The 22784-nt window shown below is 43.0% G+C and carries 21 protein-coding genes; 13 read left to right on the plus strand and 8 right to left on the minus strand.

Going from position 1 to position 22784, the window contains the following annotated elements; all coding sequences use genetic code 11:
* The first annotated feature begins 10 nt into the window (after window positions 1-10).
* From C7M51_RS20610 to C7M51_RS20650, 9 genes are all read left to right on the plus strand, one after another.
* Window positions 11-1270: a tyrosine-type recombinase/integrase gene (locus C7M51_RS20610; RefSeq protein ID WP_160623338.1), complete on the plus strand. Its 1260-nt coding sequence runs from the start codon at window positions 11-13 to the stop codon at window positions 1268-1270.
* Between the two features lie 245 nt (window positions 1271-1515).
* Window positions 1516-2526: a DUF4917 family protein gene (locus C7M51_RS20615; protein WP_160623339.1), complete on the plus strand. Its 1011-nt coding sequence runs from the start codon at window positions 1516-1518 to the stop codon at window positions 2524-2526.
* 43 nt (window positions 2527-2569) lie between these two features.
* Complete coding sequence (locus tag C7M51_RS20620) at window positions 2570-3145, plus strand: restriction endonuclease subunit S domain-containing protein (RefSeq protein WP_160623340.1); 576 nt, start codon at window positions 2570-2572, stop codon at window positions 3143-3145.
* 19 nt (window positions 3146-3164) lie between these two features.
* Window positions 3165-4772: a type I restriction-modification system subunit M gene (locus C7M51_RS20625; protein WP_160623341.1), complete on the plus strand. Its 1608-nt coding sequence runs from the start codon at window positions 3165-3167 to the stop codon at window positions 4770-4772.
* Window positions 4772-5995, plus strand: coding sequence for a restriction endonuclease subunit S (locus C7M51_RS20630; protein ID WP_160623342.1), 1224 nt, complete (start codon window positions 4772-4774; stop codon window positions 5993-5995). The genes C7M51_RS20625 and C7M51_RS20630 overlap by 1 nt, the downstream gene beginning before the upstream one ends.
* A gap of 58 nt (window positions 5996-6053) precedes the next feature.
* On the plus strand, window positions 6054-8969 hold the full coding sequence (locus C7M51_RS20635) for a type I restriction endonuclease subunit R (RefSeq protein WP_160623343.1): 2916 nt from the start codon (window positions 6054-6056) through the stop codon (window positions 8967-8969).
* A gap of 178 nt (window positions 8970-9147) precedes the next feature.
* The gene (locus C7M51_RS20640) at window positions 9148-9267 is read left to right on the plus strand and encodes a YgjP-like metallopeptidase domain-containing protein (protein WP_241366472.1); all 120 of its coding nucleotides are present in this window, start codon (window positions 9148-9150) and stop codon (window positions 9265-9267) included.
* A 158-nt stretch (window positions 9268-9425) separates the two neighbouring features.
* Complete coding sequence (locus C7M51_RS20645) at window positions 9426-10340, plus strand: restriction endonuclease (RefSeq protein ID WP_160623344.1); 915 nt, start codon at window positions 9426-9428, stop codon at window positions 10338-10340.
* A gap of 166 nt (window positions 10341-10506) precedes the next feature.
* Window positions 10507-11196 carry an abortive infection system antitoxin AbiGi family protein gene (locus C7M51_RS20650; RefSeq protein ID WP_208852109.1) on the plus strand — a complete coding sequence of 230 codons (690 nt, stop codon included), beginning with the start codon at window positions 10507-10509 and terminating at the stop codon, window positions 11194-11196.
* Between the two features lie 443 nt (window positions 11197-11639).
* Here C7M51_RS20650 and C7M51_RS20655 read toward each other — a convergent pair whose 3' ends face one another.
* From C7M51_RS20655 to C7M51_RS20680, 6 genes are all read right to left on the minus strand, one after another.
* Window positions 11640-12635 (minus strand): reverse transcriptase family protein, encoded by a 996-nt coding sequence (locus C7M51_RS20655; protein ID WP_160623345.1) that lies wholly within the window; start codon window positions 12633-12635, stop codon window positions 11640-11642.
* A 225-nt stretch (window positions 12636-12860) separates the two neighbouring features.
* On the minus strand, window positions 12861-14057 hold the full coding sequence (locus C7M51_RS20660; RefSeq protein WP_160623346.1) for a phosphoribosyltransferase-like protein: 1197 nt from the start codon (window positions 14055-14057) through the stop codon (window positions 12861-12863).
* 220 nt (window positions 14058-14277) lie between these two features.
* Complete coding sequence (locus C7M51_RS22545) at window positions 14278-14934, minus strand: GIY-YIG nuclease family protein (RefSeq protein ID WP_142448071.1); 657 nt, start codon at window positions 14932-14934, stop codon at window positions 14278-14280.
* Window positions 14935-14971: 37 nt separating this feature from the next.
* Window positions 14972-15946, minus strand: a complete 975-nt coding sequence (locus C7M51_RS20670) for a hypothetical protein (RefSeq protein WP_160623347.1) — start codon at window positions 15944-15946, stop codon at window positions 14972-14974.
* A gap of 27 nt (window positions 15947-15973) precedes the next feature.
* A complete protein-coding gene (locus C7M51_RS20675) occupies window positions 15974-16246 on the minus strand; it encodes a hypothetical protein (protein ID WP_142448069.1) in 273 nt (90 codons plus the stop codon).
* Window positions 16243-16785 carry a hypothetical protein gene (locus tag C7M51_RS20680; RefSeq protein ID WP_160623348.1) on the minus strand — a complete coding sequence of 181 codons (543 nt, stop codon included), beginning with the start codon at window positions 16783-16785 and terminating at the stop codon, window positions 16243-16245. Before C7M51_RS20680 ends, C7M51_RS20675 begins: the two co-directional genes overlap by 4 nt.
* Window positions 16786-17451: 666 nt before the next feature.
* Here C7M51_RS20680 and C7M51_RS20685 point away from each other — a divergent pair.
* From C7M51_RS20685 to C7M51_RS20695, 3 genes are read left to right on the plus strand one after another with little or no spacing between them, the layout of a single operon-like run.
* On the plus strand, window positions 17452-18135 hold the full coding sequence (locus tag C7M51_RS20685) for a WYL domain-containing protein (RefSeq protein WP_160623349.1): 684 nt from the start codon (window positions 17452-17454) through the stop codon (window positions 18133-18135).
* A 38-nt stretch (window positions 18136-18173) separates the two neighbouring features.
* Window positions 18174-19178 carry a GTPase family protein gene (locus C7M51_RS20690; RefSeq protein WP_160623350.1) on the plus strand — a complete coding sequence of 335 codons (1005 nt, stop codon included), beginning with the start codon at window positions 18174-18176 and terminating at the stop codon, window positions 19176-19178.
* Between the two features lie 11 nt (window positions 19179-19189).
* Window positions 19190-19975, plus strand: coding sequence for a hypothetical protein (locus C7M51_RS20695; protein ID WP_160623351.1), 786 nt, complete (start codon window positions 19190-19192; stop codon window positions 19973-19975).
* Between the two features lie 217 nt (window positions 19976-20192).
* On the opposite strand, the gene C7M51_RS20700 is transcribed toward C7M51_RS20695, so the two are convergent.
* Together C7M51_RS20700 and C7M51_RS20705 are read right to left on the minus strand one after the other, a co-directional pair.
* On the minus strand, window positions 20193-20411 hold the full coding sequence (locus C7M51_RS20700) for a helix-turn-helix transcriptional regulator (protein WP_160623722.1): 219 nt from the start codon (window positions 20409-20411) through the stop codon (window positions 20193-20195).
* A 91-nt stretch (window positions 20412-20502) separates the two neighbouring features.
* The gene (locus C7M51_RS20705) at window positions 20503-21150 is read right to left on the minus strand and encodes an inovirus Gp2 family protein (RefSeq protein ID WP_160623352.1); all 648 of its coding nucleotides are present in this window, start codon (window positions 21148-21150) and stop codon (window positions 20503-20505) included.
* 544 nt (window positions 21151-21694) lie between these two features.
* On the opposite strand from C7M51_RS20705, the gene C7M51_RS20710 reads away from it, so the two are divergent.
* Window positions 21695-22651, plus strand: a complete 957-nt coding sequence (locus tag C7M51_RS20710; protein ID WP_160623353.1) for a hypothetical protein — start codon at window positions 21695-21697, stop codon at window positions 22649-22651.
* Window positions 22652-22784: the final 133 nt, after the last annotated feature.

Genomic DNA, 22784 nt, shown 5'->3' on the forward strand with positions numbered 1-22784 from the left:
GAGAACTTTTATGGCTCTGACAGATATCAAAGTGCGTTCTGCGAAACCGCAGGAAAAGGAGTACACCCTTGTCGATGGGGATGGCATGTTTTTGCTTATTCACCCTAACGGCTCAAAATACTGGCGGTTCCGTTTTCGCTTTGGTGGTAAGCAGCACCTGATGGCGTTTGGTGTTTATCCTGAAACGTCATTAGCTGATGCTCGTCAAAAGAGGGAAGAGGCCAGAAGGCTTGTTGCTGCTGGAATCGATCCTCGCGAGCATAAGCGTGCTGTAAAAGAGGAGCAGGCAAAAGAGGCCATTACCTTTGAGTCTGTTGCCAGAGAGTGGCATGCCACTAATAAAAAATGGTCAGAAGAACATAGCAGACGGGTGCTGAAAAGCCTGGAAGATAATCTGTTCTCCGTAATTGGCAAACGCTGTATCGAAGAGCTAAAAACTCGTGATCTGCTTGCCCCCATAAAAGTCGTTGAGGCTACAGGCCGCTTTGAAGTCGCTTCTCGTCTTCAGCAACGAACCACTGCCATCATGCGGTATGCGGTGCAAAGTGGCTTAATTGATTACAATCCGGCCCAAGAGATGGCTGGAGCAATTGCTTCTAGTAACCGTGTCCATCGACCAGCGCTTGAGCTGAAACGCCTACCTGAGCTACTCCACCGAATTGACAGTTACACTGGGCGCGCTATGACCCGCTTGGCCGTTGAACTCACCTTGCTAATTTTTATCCGGTCTAGTGAGCTTCGTTTTGCTCGCTGGTCTGAAATCGATTTTGAAACGGCAATGTGGACGATACCTGCTGAACGAGAAGCTATCGAAGGAGTGAAGCATTCTCAACGTGGTTCTAAAATGCGCACACCTCATTTGGTTCCATTATCTCATCAGGCTTTAGCAATCCTTAAACAGGTTCACAAGCTTAGCGGCGAGCGCGATTTTGTTTTCGTTGGAGATCACAACCCTCGTAAACCGATGAGTGAAAACACGGTGAATAAGGCACTTCGTGTTATGGGCTATGACACAAAAGTAGAGGTTTGTGGGCATGGTTTCAGGACAATGGCGTGTAGTTCGCTGATTGAGTCAGGATTATGGTCTAGGGATGCGGTTGAACGGCAGATGAGCCATATGGAGCGTAACTCTGTGCGAGCTGCGTATATTCATAAGGCGGAGCATTTGGACGAGCGTAGATTGATGCTGCAGTGGTGGGCTGATTTTCTTGATGTGAATCGGGAGAAGGGGATTAGTCCTTTTGATTTTGGTAAGCAAGCAGCAAGATGAACTTTTTCAATAGTCACAATTTGTTGAAAAATCAATGCGTTGAAAATTTTTTGGCATCTTGGGTAATATTATTTTATGTAATTTTTAAAAATTACATAAAAAAGAATTGACGGCAACACAATCTCGTTGTTTAATGGCCTTAGTTTCAAGTGAGGTAATTTTTAAAAATTACCAATTTGAACATGAGTGGGCGAGTTCTTGGCGGAATACCCACAAATCTAAAATTTTAAAACGAGGGTTGAAACATGGTGACAATTAAACAATGGGCCGAGATTGATGCCAATTACGATGATACTTTACTTTTGGGGAATGGTGCAAGTATCGCTGTTAATAGCGATTTTGCCTATCGTAGCTTATGTCAGAAGTTGACCGAGCTCAGTTCAGATGGCCAGCTGACAGCCTTGTTCGAACTATTTGATACGCAAGATTTTGAGTTGATTTTGCATCGTCTGTGGATTGCAACTCAAGTAAATCAACAGCTCGGTGTGCCTGAAAATGCAACGACTGAGAGGTATAAGTTACTTAGAAATCTGTTGATACAATGTGTGAGCCAAAATCATCCTGAGCATTATGAGGTATCGGATGTGCTAATCAAAATCCGTGCTTTTATAGGCAGATTTAAGACAGTCTTATCTCTGAATTATGATCTTATTGTGTACTGGGCATCTTTGCTAGAAGATACAACTACCGGGAAATTAAAGGATTGCTTCATAAATCGTTTGTTTAATGAACAGTTAGATTGGAGTGATTTTAGAGACTTACATTGGAAAGATCGTGAAAAAGGTTACAAGACGACAAGTTTAGTCTTCTATCCACATGGCTCTCTGATTTTGGCCCAAGACTTCAATGGTCAAGAGTCCAAATTACATACTAATCCTCATGGTGACGGAAATTATCTTCAGCAAATATCTCAGCAATGGAATTCTGCAGCAGTTACACCAGTTTTTGTTTCTGAAGGGACAAGTAAGCAAAAACTAAGTGCGATTGCTCGTAGTCGTTATCTGGATACCGTCTACCGTGAAGTTCTACCAGAGAAAAAGGAAAGTATCGTGATTTATGGGTGGAGTATGGGGGAAAATGACACCCATATACTCGATGCACTGAAAAAAAGTCAGCCATCAAGGATTGCGATTTCAGTGTATGGCACTGATACCTCTGACTGTGATGCAATTGAAAGAATGTTAAAAGCGGTGTTTGGTCAAGGTTTACTCGTCGAGTTTTTCGACAGTGAAAGCGCCAACTGCTGGTGCCATTAAACAAGCGAAAGGGGGCACAGCCCCCGATTTTACGAGGATAAAAATGGGAAAAATCGTCTATAGCGACATTGCAAATTTTATCCCCGGAGTAAACCTGTCACGCATAGAGTCGGAAGAATCAGGAGAAGAGTATCGTTTTTATACAGCACAGCTGCATCAGATCGATGACTGGCAACCTGAAGTGATAGTTTCTGAAAAAGAACAGGTGGTTAAGAGTACGTCGTTACTAAAAGTGACAAGAGAAAATGATGTCATTATTAACTTAGCGAACGCTAAAGCTGTTCTTGTTAAGCAGGAGCATGCGGGGCGAATATTGGGCAATAACTTTGTTAAGGTCGAGTTGGATGTTAGCAGAGTCTCTCCATTGTTTTGGATTTGGCATTTCAATGAGAGCAAAGCTATAGCCCAACAAAAATCAGTTGTTCTACAGGGGTCAACTGTACCTAAGTTAACTCTGCAAATGGTTCGTCAATTTGAACTCGATTTGCCTCGATTAAAAAAGCAACAAGCGATAGGTGAGCTGTATCTTCATCTCAGGATGAAAGATTACTACGAGTACAACTTGATGAAATTAAAACAACAATATTATTTTGCAAGAATTGAAAATTTATCAAAATAATCAATAAGTAAGGTTTGTTATGTCTCCCCAGATTGAAGCGCAAAATTTAAGTGAACTGCAAGGCCGCCTGTGGAATATCGCCGATACTCTGCGCGGTAAGATGAATGCCGATGAATTCCGCGACTACTGCTTAGGTTTTATTTTCTATAAATATCTTTCTGAAAAATTCGTTGCTTACGCTAACAAAATTTTGGCGGAAGATGGCATTCAGTACAACGATCTGACTCCTGAACATCCAGCGTATCAGGACATTGTTGACGCAGTAAAAGAGGATAGTATCCCGTCCTTAGGCTACTTTTTGCCGCCAACCGATCTGTTCCACACTATGGCAGAACGAGTTGCTAAAGATCCCAAAGGTGCAGGCACCGGCTTTATTCTGGAAGACCTCGCCACTACCCTACGCAGCATTGAACAAAGCACGTTGGGCACCGACTCCGCGGATGACTTCAGCAACCTGTTTGAAGATCTCGATTTAGGCTCCAGCAAGCTTGGTAATACTGCGAAAGCGAAAAACGAATTGATCGGCAAAGTCGTCACGGAACTCGACAAACTGAGCTTTAACCTGAGCGAAGCAAGTTCCGATATTCTGGGGGATGCCTACGAGTACCTGATCGGTCAGTTCGCCTCTGGCGCAGGTAAGAAAGCCGGTGAGTTCTATACTCCACAGCCGGTTTCCACTCTGCTGGCTAAAATCGTCACCACTCACAAGCTGAAGCTGAAAAACGTATATGACCCGACCTGTGGCTCTGGCTCATTGTTATTACGCGTAAAACGTGAAGCCTCGTCGGTGGGTAAAATCTATGGTCAGGAGATGAACCGTACTACCTACAACCTGGCGCGTATGAATATGATTCTGCACGGAGTTCACTATGCAGATTTTGAGATCATTCAGGAAGATACGCTGGAGCACCCGCAGCATACGCATCTGAAATTTGACGCCATCGTTGCTAACCCACCGTTCTCCGCCAAGTGGAGCGCCAGCCCGCTGTTTATGAACGATGACCGCTTCGCCCAGTACGGTAAATTGGCACCGTCGAGCAAAGCAGACATGGCGTTTGTGCAGCATATGTTTCACCATTTGGAAGATGACGGCACCATGGCAGTTGTTCTGCCTCATGGGGTCTTATTCCGTGGTGCAGCGGAAGGTCATATCCGTCAGTTTATGATTGAGAAGCTGAACTGCATTGATGCGGTGATCGGCCTGCCTGCCAACATCTTTTACGGCACCAGTATTCCGACCTGTGTGTTGGTGCTGCGTAAATGCCGTAAGCACAACGACAGTATTCTGTTTATCGACGCCAGCAACGATTTTGAGAAGGTGAAAACCCAGAACCGCCTGTTGCCCAAGCATATCGATAAAATCGCCGATACCTACAACGACTGGAAAGCACTCGAGAAGTACAGCCATATCGCGACGCTGGAAGAGATCCGTAACAACGATTACAACCTAAATATTCCTCGCTATGTCGATACCTTTGAAGCGGAAGAAGAGGTTGATCTCAACGCCGTGGCGCAGGAAATTCGGGATCTGGAAAGGAAAGTAGCGGAGATCGATAAGACCATAGCTGGGTTTTGCCAGGAGTTGGGGATTGTAACGCCGTTTACGTTGGTCGAGGGGAATAAGTAATGGTGCCGAAATTACGATTCAGTGAATTTAACATGCCATGGAAGCAAACAACTTTAGGGAGCGTTAGTTCTTACGCTGCCTATGGCATGAACAGTTCAGCGATTGAATTTGATGGCGTAAATAAATATATTCGAATCACGGATATAGATGACGATACAAGGGAGTTCATTCCTTCCCCCTTAACTACTCCATCAGGTAAGCTTGAAAATCAATATCTTCTTAATAAAGGTGATATCGTTTTTGCTCGAACAGGAGCAAGCGTAGGTAAGTCATATTTATATAAACAAAAAGATGGCAGGCTTTATTTTGCTGGATTTCTTATAAAACTAACAATAAACAAAGCCAATCCATATTTTGTTTATAACCAAACACTTACTGAAAAATATCGTAAGTGGATTAAAGTTTATTCAATGAGATCAGGGCAGCCAGGCATTAATGCTGAAGAGTATAAAGAGTTTGAATTTGCAATACCTTCTTTAGAAGAACAAACCAGAATCGCTGACTTTCTGTCCTCTGTTGACGAAAGAATTACGTTGCTGAACAAGCAGTACGACCTGCTGTGCAGGTACAAAAAAGGCATGATGCAGAAGATTTTTAGTCAGGAAGTGCGGTTTAAGGATAACCATGGAAGGAGTTTTCCAAAATGGACTATGAGGAAATTCTCCGACTTCTTCACTATAGGATCTAGTAAACGAGTTTTACAGGATGATTGGGTAAATGAAGGAGTTCCATTTTATAGAACAAGAGAACTCGTAAGCTTATCTAAGAAAGAAAAGTTTAAAAGTGAAATATTCATAACTGAAGATAATTATACTTACTTAAAAGATAAGTATGGGGTTCCTGCTGTTGGTGATTTTCTAGTTAGTGGGGTTGGAACATTAGGTATAATTCATCAAGTTAGAAATGATAACCCATTCTATTTTAAAGATGGAAATGTCTTATGGTTCAAGAAAAATAATGAAATAAATTCGGATTTTTTCTACCATGTGTTTAATAGCTCAAAAGTTCTCACACAGATCGTTAATCATGCTGCAATTACAACGGTTGGGACTTATACCATTGAGAATGCTAAGAAAACAAAATTTATGTATCCTTCCTTGGAAGAGCAAAACAAAATTGCCAATCTTCTCTCTGCAATGGACGATAAAATCACCATTAAAAAAACAGAGCTGGACAAGTTAAAAACCTGGAAGCAAGGCCTGCTCCAGCAAATGTTTGTATAAAAATAATCCGGCCCGAAGTACTCCGGGCCTGCACAATATTTAAAGGCACTACACACTGATGGCAACGCAAAGCGAATACGAGTTAGAAACGCAGCTGGTGGAACAGCTGGTGGGCATGCACTACGAACGGGTGAATGTCACCGACGAAACCAGTATGAAAGTCAATCTGCGAAAGCAGATTGAAATCCATAACCGACTGGAATCTGCGCCACTCACGGACGGCGAATTTAACCGTATTTTCTTGCACCTGACAAAAGGTAATGAAGTCATCGATCGCGCTAAAATCCTGCGCGATCGCTACCAGTTATTGCGTGATGACGGCACCGAGAAGTGGCTAAACTTTATCAATAAAGAGGAGTGGTGCCAGAACGAGTTTCAGGTGACGAGCCAGGTGAAGCAGTTCAATGCCGAGCAAAACACACGTAAAACCCGCTTCGACGTCACGCTGCTGATCAACGGCCTGCCGCTAGTGCAGATTGAACTTAAGCGTCGTGGCCTGGGACTGAAAGAGGCCTTCAATCAGATCGATCGCTACCATCGGGATGCGTTCTGGGTCGGTAGCGGCCTGTTCCAGTATGTGCAGATCTTTATTATTAGCAACGGCGTGGATACCAAATATTACGCCAACAACCGCGCCAACCATTTTGAGCAGACCTTCTTCTGGACCGATGAAAAGAATAACCCGCTCAAAGCACTGGAGAAATTCACAGACGCATTTCTGAAAGTCTGTCACATCGCCAAAATGATCACTCACTACACGGTGCTGAACGAAACCCGTAAGTGCCTGATGGTGATGCGCCCCTATCAGTTTTACGCCTGTGAGGCGATGATCCGCCATGTGAAGGAGAATCTCCACAAGCAGGGACGGCCGGAGAACGGCTATATCTGGCACACCACCGGCTCCGGTAAAACGCTGACCTCGTTTAAAGCCAGTCAGGTGATCATGGAAATGCCGGAAGTGGATCGGGTCATTTTTGTGGTTGATCGCCGGGATCTGGATTATCAGACGGCGAAAGAGTTCAACGGCTTTGCGAAAGACAGCGTGGATACAACCAACAACACGAGTACGCTGATAAAACATCTTAAGCAAAGCAGCACCAAGCTGACCCTGACCACCATTCAGAAGCTGAATAACGCCATCACCCATGAAGGGTATAAAGCGCAGCTCGCACACCTGCGTAAAGAACGCATCGTCTTTATCTTTGATGAATGCCACCGCAGCCAGTTCGGTGATACGCATAAAGCAATCGTGAACTTCTTCGAGAACGCACAGCTGTTTGGTTTTACCGGGACGCCAATCTTTGCTGATAACGTCAATATCACGAACGGCGTCAAACAGACCACCGAACTGTTGTTCGATAAATGCCTGCATAAATACGTGATTGTCGACGCCATCCGGGATGAAAACGTTCTGCGCTTTGCCGTGGAATATGTCGGCACTTATAAGCGCAAAGAGAGCAGCAATGAGATCGATATCGATGTGGAGGATATCGACACCAAAGAGGTGATGGAAAGCGACATCCGATTGGGCAAAGTCACCGACTACATTCTTGCCCACCATAACGCCAAGACCCGCAATCGTGAGTTTACCGCGATGTTCTGCGTCGGGTCAGTCAATATGCTGATCACCTACTACAAACTCTTTAAAGAAAAGCAGGCCGCACTGAAGGCGGCGGATGCTAACTACAAGCCGTTAAAGATTGCCACTATCTTCACTTATGCCGCCAATGAAGCAGATAAAAGTGATAAAGAGGCGGTAAACGGCCTGCTGGATGAAGAGGATATTAGCTTGCCGCAGGGCGCGAAAGTTGATACCTCGAGTCGCGATCATCTGGATAGTTTTATCAAGGATTATAACGAGCTGTATGGCACCAGCTACTCGGCCAATGATTCAAAGAGCTTCTACAATTACTACAAAAATATTGCTCAGCGCACCAAAGAGAAAGGCATCGATATTCTTCTGGTGGTGAATATGTTCCTCACCGGTTTCGACAGCCCGGCGCTGAACACGCTGTACGTCGATAAAAACCTGCGTTTTCACGGCCTGGTTCAGGCGTTTTCCCGCACCAACCGCATCCTCAACGAGAAGAAAAGCCACGGGAATATCGTCTGCTTCCGTAATCTGAAGAAAGCCACCGACGATGCTATTGCCCTGTTCTCGAACAAAGACGCCTCTTCTACGGTGCTGGTCAAACCCTTTGACGACTATTTCGGGGATTATCAGGACGCTGTCGATCGCTTGTTAACGCTGACGCCAACGGTGGAAAGCGTGGACGATTTACCGGATGAAGAAGCACAACTGGCGTTTGTAACGGCGTTCCGTGATGTGATGCGTTTGAAAAACATCCTCGAAAGCTTTGCCGATTTTGACGATGCGGCTAAACCGCTGTCGGACCAGACACTGGCGGATTTCACCAGTAAATACCTCGATATCTATGACAAGGTGAAAAAGCACTCAAGCAAAGAAAAAGTTTCGATTCTTGAAGATGTGGATTTTGAAGTCTCGTTGATTCATCGCGACGAAATTAACGTTGGCTACATTCTGCGTCTGCTGGTAGGCATTCAGGCGATGCCGCCAAAAGAGCAGCAGGAACAGAAGAAAAAGATCATGGATATTGTCGACAGCGACGTCACGCTGCGCAGTAAACGTGAGCTTATTGATAACTTTATCGAAAAAAACCTGCTGCATGCCACGCATGACGAAGATATTACTCAGGTGTTTGAAGCCTATGTTGAACAGGCAAAAGGTAAGGCGCTGGCAGCCTTGTGCAGCGAAGAACGACTCGATTCCATCAAACTGGCCAGCTTATTAGATAACTACCTTTTTACCGACGTAATGCCGCGAGAGGATGAAGTGGCGGAAACGCTGACTTGGACACCAAAGATTCTGGAACGTAAGAACGTGCGGGCACGTGTTTACGACCGTGTGCGCGATGTGATTGAAACTTTTATCAATGGGATGCGCGGGTTTTAATTTGAAAGGGTCAGCTGATTAATGGCCCTTTAATTCACAGTTTATATGCAAAATCAATATGTTAACTATGCATTTGTCAGGGGGCTAGTAGCATTAGGCTCATGGTAACTCATGTAATTCAGATAGTTAATCACCCCATGAGTGCATTGATTACGTAATTCTGCATGAGCGGTGTCATATTGCCGAACACAGTCATAGCGATCGCTTTTACCGTCTGATGGGACAAGCTATGCCGGAGTGGGAAGTAACAAAAACGCGGTTGGATGAGATGGCTGGGGTGATATTTTCTGATTTATGATGTGGAGATGAGATTTTATCTTGGTTAGTAAAATCAATGAGGTATATGTTCATCTCCTAACCAGTTGGAAGTACACTCAGTTGCTAAGTAACTTATCAGACTCCAGCTGATTGGTTTGACGCAACCGATCTAATAAAAACCTTATCAGGGATGTTTATATGGCTGTTCCTACTTACGATAAATTTATAGAGCCAGTACTCCGTTTTCTGGCAGGTAAACCTGAGGGCGTACCAGCTCGTGATGCGCATGAAGCTGCGGCAGATGCTCTTAATCTTGATGATGATCAGCGAGCAGAAGTGATAGCCAGTGGTCAGTTGGTTTATAAAAATCGGGCAGGCTGGGCACATGATCGTCTGAAGCGAGCTGGATTATCGCAAAGTTTATCCAGAGGGAAATGGTGCTTAACGCCAGAAGGGATTAAATGGGTACAGGTCCATACCCAGCCACTCACCGAAGAAGAAGTGAACCACTTGGCTTTTGATTTCATGAACGTGAAGTTAAAACAGCAGCCAGATGCTGTCGATCTTGATCCAAGACCAGCGGCACCGAACCAGGAAGAGCTGGCAAAAAGCAGCCCTGACGATCGTCTTGACCAAGCGTTAAAAGAGCTGCGGGATGCTGTTGCTGATGAGTTACTGGAGAACTTGTTGCAGGTATCTCCGGCGCGTTTTGAGGTTATCGTACTGGATGTACTTCATCGTCTGGGATATGGCGGACATCGGGATGATCTTCAGCGTGTAGGCGGTACTGGAGATGGTGGCATCGACGGCATTATTTCGCTTGATAAATTGGGTCTAGAAAAAGTTTACGTGCAGGCTAAGCGCTGGCAGAACACAGTTGGTCGCCCTGAACTCCAGGCGTTTTATGGTGCGCTGGCGGGACAAAAGGCCAAACGTGGCGTGTTTATCACCACTTCCGGTTTTACTTCTCAGGCGCGAGATTTTGCCCATTCCGTTGAGGGAATGGTGCTGGTTGATGGCGAACGTTTAGTTCATTTGATGATTGAAAACGAGGTTGGCGTTTCCTCTCGTTTGGTTAAAGTGCCTAAACTTGACATGGATTACTTTGAGTAATGAGTCCGCCTTAGCCAGAGTGTAAGCTCTGGCTGTTTTCAAGAAATAATACCTCTTTTGAGATATTTTAGTTTATGCTATTAGTACCATTAAGTGTCTATAGGTAATCTTATCGAGTAAGAGCATTGCTAGATTTTCAGAATGGAATATAATAGGCTTAACGGAAATGTCGATAAGCTTTGGTATTATGATAACGCACTTTACTAATAAATTCGAAAAGCTTTTATCTATAGTAAGTTCTAATTCATTTCATTTAAGGTATTGTAGTGAATATTTTGGTGACAAAAATGGGCGGGTGATTTCTAATGCCGCCCATCCCATGGTTTCATTTAGCGGATATGATCCTCACGAATTACCAATGAAACGGATAACATATGGCGGCTATGGAATATCGCTTAACAAAAGATGGGCGTTAACAAACGGAATAACGCCTGTGAACTATATAGCAAAAAATTCACCAGTTGCATTAGGTCTTATAGCGTTATTAAGGGCCCGGCAGTTGAAACAATTGCCCGGTCAACTTAGATTACCAGTAATGCAATTGAAGTGTTTTACAAAACATGTATATGGTTATAACAGCTATTTTGGCTGTGATGATTTTGATTTCGAGTATGAAAAAGAATGGCGGTATGTACCAACCAGTAAACAAATTAAAAAGAATCTGATTTCTATTAATTTTTCTGCTTATGAAAGGAGAAAAGATTTTTATAATAACAAGATAAAAATATTCCCTCTTTTGTTTTTATATGATGATGTTAAGTTTGTATATGTACAAAACGAATACGAGCGAAAGGAAATTATATCCCTTTCTGGATTGTATGATGAAAAGGTTCTTATTTCGCCCTGGGGAGTTTAAAAGAATATACTATACTAATATATTAAGTTGAATTATTTACTCTTATAATAAAAAGGTTATCTTCCAGGGGGGGGGATTGGAGGAGCATGATAAAAATCTACTCGAAGAAGAAAAATTGATAAGGACAAAAAATATAATAACAGTATTGATCAGGTGTGACATTCTATATTTATCTCAGCGGCAGTCATGTCAAAAGATGCCCTTGTTTGTAATGCAATCTAACTTTCATTAGATGATTAAGGCATTAAAGTGTGTGATATATTAAATATATTAGTGTTGATAGCTTACAGGTTTTTTAATTTTATAAAGAAAAATCTACCCAAGGTAATGAGTTGAATTCATTCCGGAATTTATTTCCCATGTTTGAGTCTATGGAATAAATATATCCTATTACTCCCGATAGATAGTTGTGGAAGCCAATAACTGAACGGAAACCACGCGTTTTACAATGAATTGCGATACCATTTTTTTTTTGCGTAATACAGATGCATTCTAACTGAATCCCTTATTTCTTTAGGTATCCTTGGTGTGTCATTATTTACATTAAGCCCAGTAAGAACTTTTCTAGCCCCTGGCGGAATTAGCCTCGTTTTTTTGCTGTTATCAGAAAAACCATATCCATGAAGAATTTTAGATATTTCTTTTTTGATGTGTAATGCGCTTTTTCTACATCCCATTGGTAAAGAAAAACATATATCGTCAGCATAACGACTGTAAGTAGCGCCTTCAGATATTGCAAGCGATGTTAGTTGCTTATCGAGACCGATACAAACCAAATTCGATAATGCAGGGCTTGTGGGTGCTCCCTGTGGTAAGCTGCCCACAAATTTTGAATCATAACCAGTGATTGTATGTTCATTATTAGTGTTACACCACCTTTTTCCCTTTCTTTTGGGGGTTACTCGTGTGCATAATCTTGCCATTTCGAAGGATAAGAGTTTTGGATATCCTAGATTTAGAAAAACATCAAAAACTTGGCGCTCACTTATATTGCCAAAAAAATCTTTAATATCAATTTTAATCAACCAGCCTGAACCGCAATGACGTTGTGCATGCTGGATTATTTTTCTTTTCGGGACATAAGCATATGCAGCAGCGTGAGGAATAACTCTATTAAGTATATTTTGGTTTATCCAATACTGCACAGCCATAAGTGCAGGAGTAGGAATGGAAATCCAACGTTTTCCTCCGGTCCTTTTCGAAATTGAAAAGTTTTTATATGGGAAGTCTTTTCGTTCTAGTTCATTACGGCTTACAAAACCGTGTAAGTCAGAATATAAAGTATGAGATAAATTGGCTAAATGTGCTAGAGAAAAAACTACAGGAAGGTTTCTTTCATTGATTGTTTCCCCTTGCTCGACTAAGCGTGTCAAATAGTGAGAATCATATCCTTTAGATAAACCTTCCTTACGAAAAAGGTTGGGGTTCCATTGAGTCACTTACTTCACCTCACGTAAGTGAGGTCGTGATGCGCGCGTTTGCGCACAGGCTTCGTTGCCCCCAGAGCAAAAGAACGCGCGCAAACGTGCACATCACTACTCACTCTGGCGAAGGCTACTACAAAGAGCGACGGAATCCGTGCTCGTTGGCATCCTATCAAACCATTCAAACGGAATCGTAGGCTGCCAATGGCAGTTGATACACTATATATGTATCTACCACAACTAAGTTTCACGACGGAACCCCAAAAAACTTGAAGGATAAAAATTAATCTCTTTGCGCTTTATGTTACTCTTTTTAGGCGCTTTTGCAAGTCGATTAATAATGTCATGTCCGAAACGAGTGATCTTGTTTTGTTGATCAATGGCTCCTCCATCATACAACTCACGCACAAAATCACAAAGTTCATCTGGTGTAAGGAGCATGATATTACAAATTCTTTGCGTATCATATCCGTCAGCAATAAGTGTTAATAACAGAACTCGTTGACACATTCTTTTATCGAATTTATGAATGTTATCAAGAAAATTTAATGCTAACTCATAACGTCGTTGATTCCAAAAAAAGTCTGCAATAGAAGTTTTTATCAAAGCAGGGTCAAATAAATCATAGGCTTCTTTGGGAATGCTTCGATTAGGGAATAAAGGTCGCCATTTAACACCCTTTTTCTTAGTAGGACATAACCAAAAAATTAATGGTGCGTTATTTGGACAACCGTATTGAAATATAATTGGGCTAGCTAACCCACCATAACCAAATGTTTGGCTGGGTGAGCCGAGGTGTGCCCCATATTTTGTTAAAACTTCCCGTGTGCTTTTATATTGCAGCAAAAAAGATTTATTAATGGTTATGTTAACCTTGATTTGTGATTTGGATAAAGAGCGAATATTATGCAGTATTTTATTTATGCCTGGTTCGTGTGCGGCAAAGGAAATAAGCCAAATCTTACACCACCCTCTCGAAATCCAGGATTTAATGGACGGTGAAACTGTATTTCTCCATGACTTAATGAAACGATCTCCTGTACCAATGAAATCATCTACAAAAATTATATGTTTTACTCTCTTTTGCCGCATAGAGTCCAGTCGTGGTGTTAGTTCTACATATTTTGGTAAATTTCTTTCTAAATTTTTTAATGAGTGAGCGATTCGTCCAGCGCTGTCATTAGGAAGTTTGATGTCTTTATCTTTATTAAATTCATTAATAAAAGGCTTACTGACTGGGAATAATGCAATGGCAACCTTTCCATCTTTAGTAATAATTTCTTGAAGCAAATTGTTTACAGAGTTTTGCAGCCAAAGCTCAACTTCCTCAAAACCAACGAAACGCATATTGCTTAGCATCTGTTCAACAACGTATACATCCGGAGTGGAAAATTGAGAAATCCATTCTCTTATAAATGGAAGCTCTTCTAATTTCATTATTAACCCTATAAATTAAATACGAATCATAAAAATACGGAATAGTGCTCTATTACCATAGATTAGCAGAAAAAAAGCCATTATAAGTATGGTTTTTTTGTGATACTGCTCACTTGTATAACTGATTTGGTGAGACTCAGCATCTGGCGGAGTGAGAATGTCCGTTTCATGCTCAGAACTGATTACTCATCATATTTGATACTTAATAGGCAAAATCGTGTTAGCCACTGTGGTGGTGCATTTTATAAGCACTTACTATTTGTTGGCAGGCGTCATCATGGAAGAGGTCCGTGGTCATGACAACGGAGTAAATATCGTAATCATTTACCAGCTTATTTGCATTTAAACGGACATCATCTTCTGGCCGAAAGAATGCTTCGTCTGTGTCAACAATGAATGCCAAATCTGTTCGTTGGGTTGTTTGCTCTACGAGGTATCCAGCGATTTCTTTCTCAGTCGTAATCTCTAGCCAGACCACTCTGGGCATTTGAACAATCCTTACCGATACAATTTCTGGACGTATATATAAAGGATATTTTTCTCTAAGCCGTTGTGTTATATCTTCGGCCACATACTGTTCAGTGGAGTTTTGAAGGGGGGTTGCCAGCTGAATTAGTAACGCAACGGCCTTGTCGAGTGGGTAGCGGAAAAACTCGCGTGCCGCATTAACTCGAAAATCATTCAATTCATTATGTACCATAGCCTCGAGAGCTTCATGTTGTTCAGCAAAAAGCTCAAAAGCAACTTGAAACGGTGTTGGTACTCCAGTGGAAAAGAGCTCACGCGCACGCATGCGTGAGTCGCGTAGCGTTCGACCGATTTTAATTAATCCTGGCATGCTTGGGTTGATTAAAATGTATACATATCCAGGGGCCATAAATATTTCTCCTTTTTATAAATTTAGTATCCTACTGTTAATCCAAATCATTATCTTCAGAAGAGTTGAGTTCGTAGTAAATCGCCAATTGTCGCAGGCTTGATATCTCAAGGTTGATAACTGGATTGCCAGCTCGGTCTTTTTTTTCGGAAACTTCTGGGTTTAACAAAAAGACACGAAAATATCTCACATTCCCTGTTGATAATATTTCATCAATATAATGACTAAATCTTCCTTTCTCCATAAGGTTCTTATCGATATACAGACGAATTGGTTTATCGTTATGTTTATCGAAGAAGTGAACGAGAAAGCCACGACCATAGCGTTTAACCAAATGACCACCGCCGAAAATGACGCCTGCGTATTGGTTTTTTAGCCCTTTCTGAATATGCGCTATGTATTCATGGAAATAAACCTTCCCGTAGTTTGTAACTCTTAGTCTTAATGTTCTGAACTCGTCGTATGTAAGAGTTTTCTTGGCTTCTTGCCAAGTGTCTACCAGGCGCTGTAGCTGGTTAGTTCGTGTATAACGGCTCCACTTGTGGGATTTATCGTTAGACAAATCATTGTCTTTGACGAGATGGTTTACCTGCGAAAGTGATGTCTGTTGTCCAGATTTTTCTTGCCCAGAATCTCTCTCATCAGTACAAGGATCGAAGCAATTGATAAAATCATTTAGCTTCTGCCTTGCCTTTCTTTCTCTGTAGTCAACTTCTGTTTCACTAGCCTGACGGGGCTGGTTAGCTTCCTCAGAAAATCGCATCCATTCACATCCCAGATTATGGGGGTGTGGAGAACGAAAATGTGCAACTTTGAATTTTTCACCATCTTCCGCTTTGACATGGTAATTAACACCACTAATGGTGACGTTGCAGTTGCGATCGCTGCAGGAGAAAGTAAATCGTTGTCTGTCTTGCGGTTTTTTTGAAAAGAATTCTGTTCTTGCTTCATCAATCGATAAACATCGATCTAACTCATGGCAATAAGCAAAAAGTACTTTGGTCCTTGACATACGTTCTCCATGCAACTTTTGTTACAGTCACTTTATCTTTATGAATTTACTGTTTTTAAAAGATTTAAACAGATCTTTCGTCATCTGTTCAAATAGTTCATCAGCATACTCTTCAGCTATTTCCATACCTTTCGATTTAGCAACGATGAGCAGAGATGTGACGTCATTTTCCCTCCCGCAGTTGGCACAAACGACAAAGCTATGACTTGGGGGGGAGTAACCCTCGCAAGGTAAGGCAAACTGTTCCGAACGGCAGAATGCACAGCGCAATCGGATCGTTTTTTTAAGGTCTTCCATCATCCCATCAGACCAGGAAGAGAACCAGCAAGACCGCCGACAATAGAACCAACCAAAGGATGTTCCAAAAATTTCGCCAGGCGGTTTTTGGCTTCCTGCTTTTCTTCATCAGAAGCGGAGGATTTCTCGATCTGCTGAAGTAATTGATTAAATACATTGTGAATGTTTTGCGTATTACCGTTACCAACCTGTGCAGGCCCATGAACATTTAACGTTGCGATTTGCATGCTGGCCCCTAACTCGTAAGAGCGATTTTTTCCGTGTTTGATTGATATAGCACGACTCTGACCCTCTTCTGTCAAGGATACATGCTCAAAATCTCCATAGTCCTTACGTAATAGAGAGCGGGAATGGCAAATATTGATAATTTTGAACAAATACTCTTCCCGCCAGTGAAGCAACTCGTCTAAAGCAATGCGATCACTCTGGCCCGTTTCGAATCCAAATGTAACGGTTTTTATTGTTTCACCAAGATTCTCCATGTCATCGTTCATGTATGTCAAAAGTGCATCTATATCTGACTGAATTTTCTCTGCGTCCATTTATTACCTTACTTATTAGTGGATTGAAACGGTATTCATAGATATCCCCCTAAAAAGGGATATGGAGTGAGCAGTTTAACTTCCCGGTTCGATTATGCCGGAATGCAGAGTTTAAGGAATGTGATTTCCATCACATTAAGGGACGGCTCTATTCTACATCACATTGATCTTCAATACTTTATACGAGTAAGTACTTTTATTGGTTGTCGGCTGGTGTTTTTTTGCAATGTTGCTCGGTTAGTTCAGTAGAGCAAATTGTTATTGTCTGAATCGCTTGGATATCCTAAATCTGTATTAAATTAACGAAGTGCGTTCGAAGGATTTGTCATTGATAATGGCCAATCGGCTTATGCTTCCCTACTTTTTGTAAATAATGAAAATGTATTGATTCATTTATAACTATTTTCAGAACTAAATCATTTTCGTGAGCAGCAGATATTCCCTTTCTGACAATGCGGAATGCGACAGGTTGTGTCGTTTTTTTGATGATGACTTCGCGCAGGAGCCAACTAATTAATTTATATTTCAAAGCATTAGATGGCTGTAGTTACCCCTACCATTTTTTCAATCCACCTTCCTTTAGTACGACATAACGTGTCGAACTAGTACGTCATAATATCCCATATCAATATCTGGTTATTTTGGGAGTTCAGGACTGTTCTCACCATGAAAACACAACATGATCATTATGACCGCCTGTCCGTCAGGTTATCGGTCATTATCAGCCGATTGTTGGCTGGTCAATCCTTGGAGTTGAAAGCGCTGGCAAATGAGTTTGGTGTTTCAGAGCGCACTCTACAGCGGGATTTTCAGCAGCGTCTAATCCATCTGGATCTTGAACATTCCAGTGGCTGCTATCGACTTATCCGGCGAACGTGTCGAGAGCACTTACCCAATACCTTTGCGTTTATCCTCAATTCTGGGATTTCGGGGATCATTCCGGCCCAGAATCGCAGACTAATCCGGCTGATTACCAGCAGCTCTGGTGGCTCTCCATGTCTTATCGGGCATGGAGGACTGCCATCGCCAATCACCCAGACTACCTGTTTTCTGGAACTGGCCGAAGCTATCCGTGACTACCGGGCCGTCACGCTATTAGTCAATGGTAAGAGCTACGAAGGAGTGGCTCCTCGCCGCCTGATCTTCCAGTCCAGAAACTGGTTTCTTGTGGCTACTCGAGCCAGAAAGCTACAGGTGTTTCGGATGGAAGACGTTAACGCTGTGACTGTTCTTGACACCTCTTTTCGCAGAAAGCCTGAACTTGACGCACTCACCGCCAGTGAGGAATTTATTTCGACTCTACCTCACTTTCGTTTCATCAGCGACGTTATTCACGCCTTCAGAGAGTAACTGGCAACGTTCATTTCAACATAAGCAAGGAGACCTTTATGGATGACCCAGTAAAGGGCGAAGGCCGGATGATTACTGATACTAATGGCATCACCAGAAGAGAAGGGGGAATTTCAGGAATATGGGGCAATATGTTTAATGATAGCAACGGAGTAAAAGCCGACAGCCCGCCGCTCATACCTGACATCAGGGATATTCTCGATGTTTTTCCTCAGTCGCTGCGGGAAAACCTGGTTAACAAAATCAGTGAAGCTATCGACTATGAACCTGTTATTGGTGTTATGGGAAAGACCGGCGCAGGTAAATCAAGCGTGTGTAATGCGCTATTCCAGGGCGAAGTGTGTGAGGTCAGTGACGTTGAAGCCTGTACGCGTGAGGCCCAGGAATTGCGCATACGCTTTGGTAAACGTTCGCTGAAGATCATTGATATTCCTGGTGTCGGTGAGAATGCTTTACGGGATAAAGAGTATGAAGATCTTTACCGTACTTTGCTTCCCTCACTGGATCTCATCCTTTGGGTGATAAAAGGCGATGATCGAGCTTTTTCTGCGGATGAGCATTTCTACAACAATGTCTTGCTCCCTGCCGGTGGAGGGGAGCGCGTTTTGTTCGTCCTCAACCAGGTGGATAAAATCGAGCCCTTCCGTGAGTGGGATACACACCTGCATCAGCCGTCCCCGGCACAGCGCATCAACATCGAAAAGAAAGAAGCCTACATTACTGAACGATTTGGCTTTACGCACTATCCGGTGATCCCCATTTCCGCCGATGAGGGCTACAACATCCTTCGTCTGGTCGAAACGATGATCCGCGCTTTGCCCGATCGGGCTAAAAGCAGCACCGCCTCGCAGTTTAAGGAAGAGTTCAAAACCGAAGAGGTAAAGACGGAAGCGAAAGGCGGCTTTGCCAGCGTGATCTCCGGGATACTTGACGACGTTATTGATTCTGTTCCGTTACCAAAGCCCGTCAAAGAGCTTGCCCGTAAGGGGAAAGATAAAGTTATCGAGTGGGCGGGTAACGTCTGGGACCATTTTTTTGGATAAGGAAGCATTTAATGAAACCACTAATTGTTCCTGCATTGTTTATATCGTTATTTGCTGCCCAGTATGCTCATGCAGCCGGAGGCTACGACTTGCAATGTATGCTTGAAAATGGCGAGCAGATGACACTCAGTCATGCCAGCAATACTGTTTATATCAGTTTTGAAAAGCCCGGTGGTGACTCCGAAGAAGGAGGTTCAGTCATTAAACTGGACATTCCTTCCGGTGAGGCGAAGCAAACTATCATCGCTAAATCAGAGGCGGGAACCGCTTCTTTCACGCTGCGCGGAGAAAGTGACGATATCGAAGGCGCTGTTGCTGTCAATTATTCGGAATATGATGGTACAGGGGATGCTTATTACACGGCCATGAATTCACTCGGGCAGGAAACCAGCACCGTATCCTGCAAACCGGATACGATTAACGTTCCCAGAAGTCTCCTCCAGAACGGTATTAATGGCGTGGGTAGCCAGCAGGCGAATAAACCTTCACCTTCTCAACAACAGCAGGCACAGCAACCTACGACGCCTCCGTTTAAAGTACAGTTCGGCAGCGCAGTCAGCAATGAAGGCTGGAATACCAGATATGGCGTTATTCAGCTCACTATCACTGATGACAACGTGTTACTGAAATCCATTCGGGTTAACCGGGGGAACTGTAAAATGGAGAGCGTCGGTAACAGAACCCTGCCAGCCAAATATCAATTCGGTGATGTGGCCACGTTCAAGTATATGAAATGTGACCGTATTATCGAAGCCAGTATTGCGACCGATTCCGGTAGCTGGACCTTCAATAATTAAATTTAACTATGGTGAGTCCGGGGAGTAAGTGTCAGTCAATTATCCGACACTTCCCCTTTTAATTATGTTTAACCCCGCTGGGATGTCATTCATTTCATCCCTACAGCGTCCCTTAACAAATAACGCGCAGCAACAGCCCTGCCAGACGTTTACTGACATAGCGCTTGTGTCGGGTTGCTGTTTACGGATAAGGCGTGTGGAAGTGGCCTCAAGGGCATTATTTGCGGGATTCTTCTATGCGTTCCATCAGCCAGCGCCTGACATCACTTTCCCGCCAACGGGAACTGCGGCCAAACTTGATGGGTCTCGGGAACAGACCGTCCTTAATCAGCTTGTAGAACCACTTATCGGTTAGACCCGTGAAGGTGGTGATGAAGACCATGTCCACCAGCTTATCGTTCATCAGGTCGGTATCGGGAGTCGGGAGATTGTTCATGACGATTGTCCTTCTGTCTTTGAGTGGGTAAAAGACAGGAGCAGAACTAACCTGTTGATTTAAGGTCATGTTGCGTGCTCCGTCATTACAATCACTTCTCCGGTAATAAATTACTTTTTGCTTTAGCCTTAAACTGACTGCAGCCAAAGTTACGCTCTCCGTCCTCATTTTCTTTGGAACGTTTTTTGGCGAGATAGCAGATCCTCGTCAGGTAATTCTTATAATCCGGAGTATCAGTTCCTTCTCTGCGGTTTAACTCAAACACCCCCGCCAGCCAAAAACGAACGTTCTCCTTTGTTCCGTTTCTTAGCTTCAAAGCGTGGAACCATGCTTTGACAGACATCATCAGCAAAAAACCTCTTGCCTTCCCATCAAGATCCATTTTTAACATCATGCCTGTGAACACTTCACGGTTAACCAGCAGCACCAGGTGATAATGCTTATTGCCATTAAGCTCACCGAACTCTCTGGCCCATGCGTAATACACCGGGCAAGGGTATATGCGTTTACCTTCTTTGCTGCGTTTTTTCAGATAAGCGGCAATCTGCGCTTTCAGTGAGGCAATAAAACGGGTTATCACCGCAGATTCGTGGCCCTCATGTTGGTTATGCTGCGGCAGGTATAGATCCAGCCCGAAGGCTAATACACGGGCATGCTCATTCATCACGAAGGCTGTCAGCGCTTCCAGACGCTGCATATGGTAGGCATTCTTCTCGCGGTTACTTTCTTTGAGTATCATTTCCGGGCTCTCATGCTTTGGGTGATATATCCATGAGTGCCTCAGTAACTTTTAATGCAGGTACAGGACGAGCAAAGAAAACACTGCCTCACACTACTACTGGCTTTAGCCTCTGATGGTAGCAAACTCCCTTTCTTGACGGTGCTATACCCCCTTCCCGATGATTCTCTGTATACCCTGTATCTGTAAGGTTCTGTTCATACTGTAGAGAGCAACTATAAACATATAATTGGTACCGGCAGTAAAGAATCACTGATATCGCCACCTGTCACCCCGTATACCCCTGCGATATCGGGTTTCTGGCTGTTATTACTTCCCTTCATTCGGTCTAAAACCACTCTTAAGTTATCCCGGCACGCTGACTATGGGGCTATTTCTTGCTCTGGTTTGCGGATGAACATTTTACTGTCACTCATGTCACCATGCCGGGTATTGCCAAAAGCGGTTGTTTTTGCATGGAATACTCCCTTGATTTAAAGTAGTTTTTAAAAAGGTGCAGCACTGTTAAAATCTAAAAAGTGCTGCACCTTATAAGGAATGTGTGATGGTAAGTAAAAAAAGGATAACGGTTAACCTTTCCTATCCTGAACTTCATCAGATGATAGTGGGTCTGGCGAAGAGAACGGGTAGTAGTAGTTCAGCTGTGATTCAGGACATGATTTTGGATGCCTTGAAGTACAGGATGGAAAACGATTCACTTTTACCTTCAGGTAAACTGGTGGCGAATAAAAATCTGGTGCCGGAAAAGGTTTTCAATGCAGGTTTTGAAATCAATAATTTGACTATTGATGGAATAGTCAGGGGAGCAACCGATGCGTTTCATCGTTTGTTTCAAAGAGATAGTTTTATTGAAACGCTTCCTTACATAATGTTTAGTGACGTGCCAAAGCCTGCGGAAGCGATAAACAAGAGGGATATACTCAGAAGAGTAATTGCATACCTACAGACAAAACTTCATGTCCCTAATAATAGTGAATTCAAACCGGCGTTATTTTTATTTTTCATCGGAAAGGTAACATTAAAATATAGACAGCACACCGCTGATGGCCTCGAAGTGAAAATTGATTATTCATGCAAGGTGATTCCTGTACATACTAAAAGATCAAACGACGATGAAGCGCTTTTGTTCGATCTGAACAACATTAAGTACAGAACATTTCATGACATGGCCAAAAATGGATGGAACAGAAAAAAACATTCACACCAGTTGTATATTAATGGGCTGGAGGGCATGCGTGGGGGCGGTTTTTTTGTCGGGGTTTTGTATGAGCCGCAATCACCAGATGAACTGGCTACCCCATCAGAGGGAGACTTTATTAGCAGCACAGGTCTCAGATATCGATTTTTTAGTCACCCATCAACGGTTAAAATCATAAAGGATCATTTTCCGAAATCAGTCACTATTGACCCGAATGGAACCACTTACACAGTAAAAGAAAAAACTATACAAGATTTGGACACGCTCAACCGGGCTATCAGGGAGCAGAATGCTGGCTGGTAATATTTAAATTACAGTCGTTTTTATCTCTGTACTATCCGTGTGATCTCACCCGAATTTAACACAATCTTTTTTCACCGTTCACTTTCAGAAAAGACCATGCCTCACTCTGAGGCATGGTCTTTTTTTCATATCT

Source organism: Mixta intestinalis (assembly GCF_009914055.1).
Lineage (GTDB): Bacteria > Pseudomonadota > Gammaproteobacteria > Enterobacterales > Enterobacteriaceae > Mixta > Mixta intestinalis.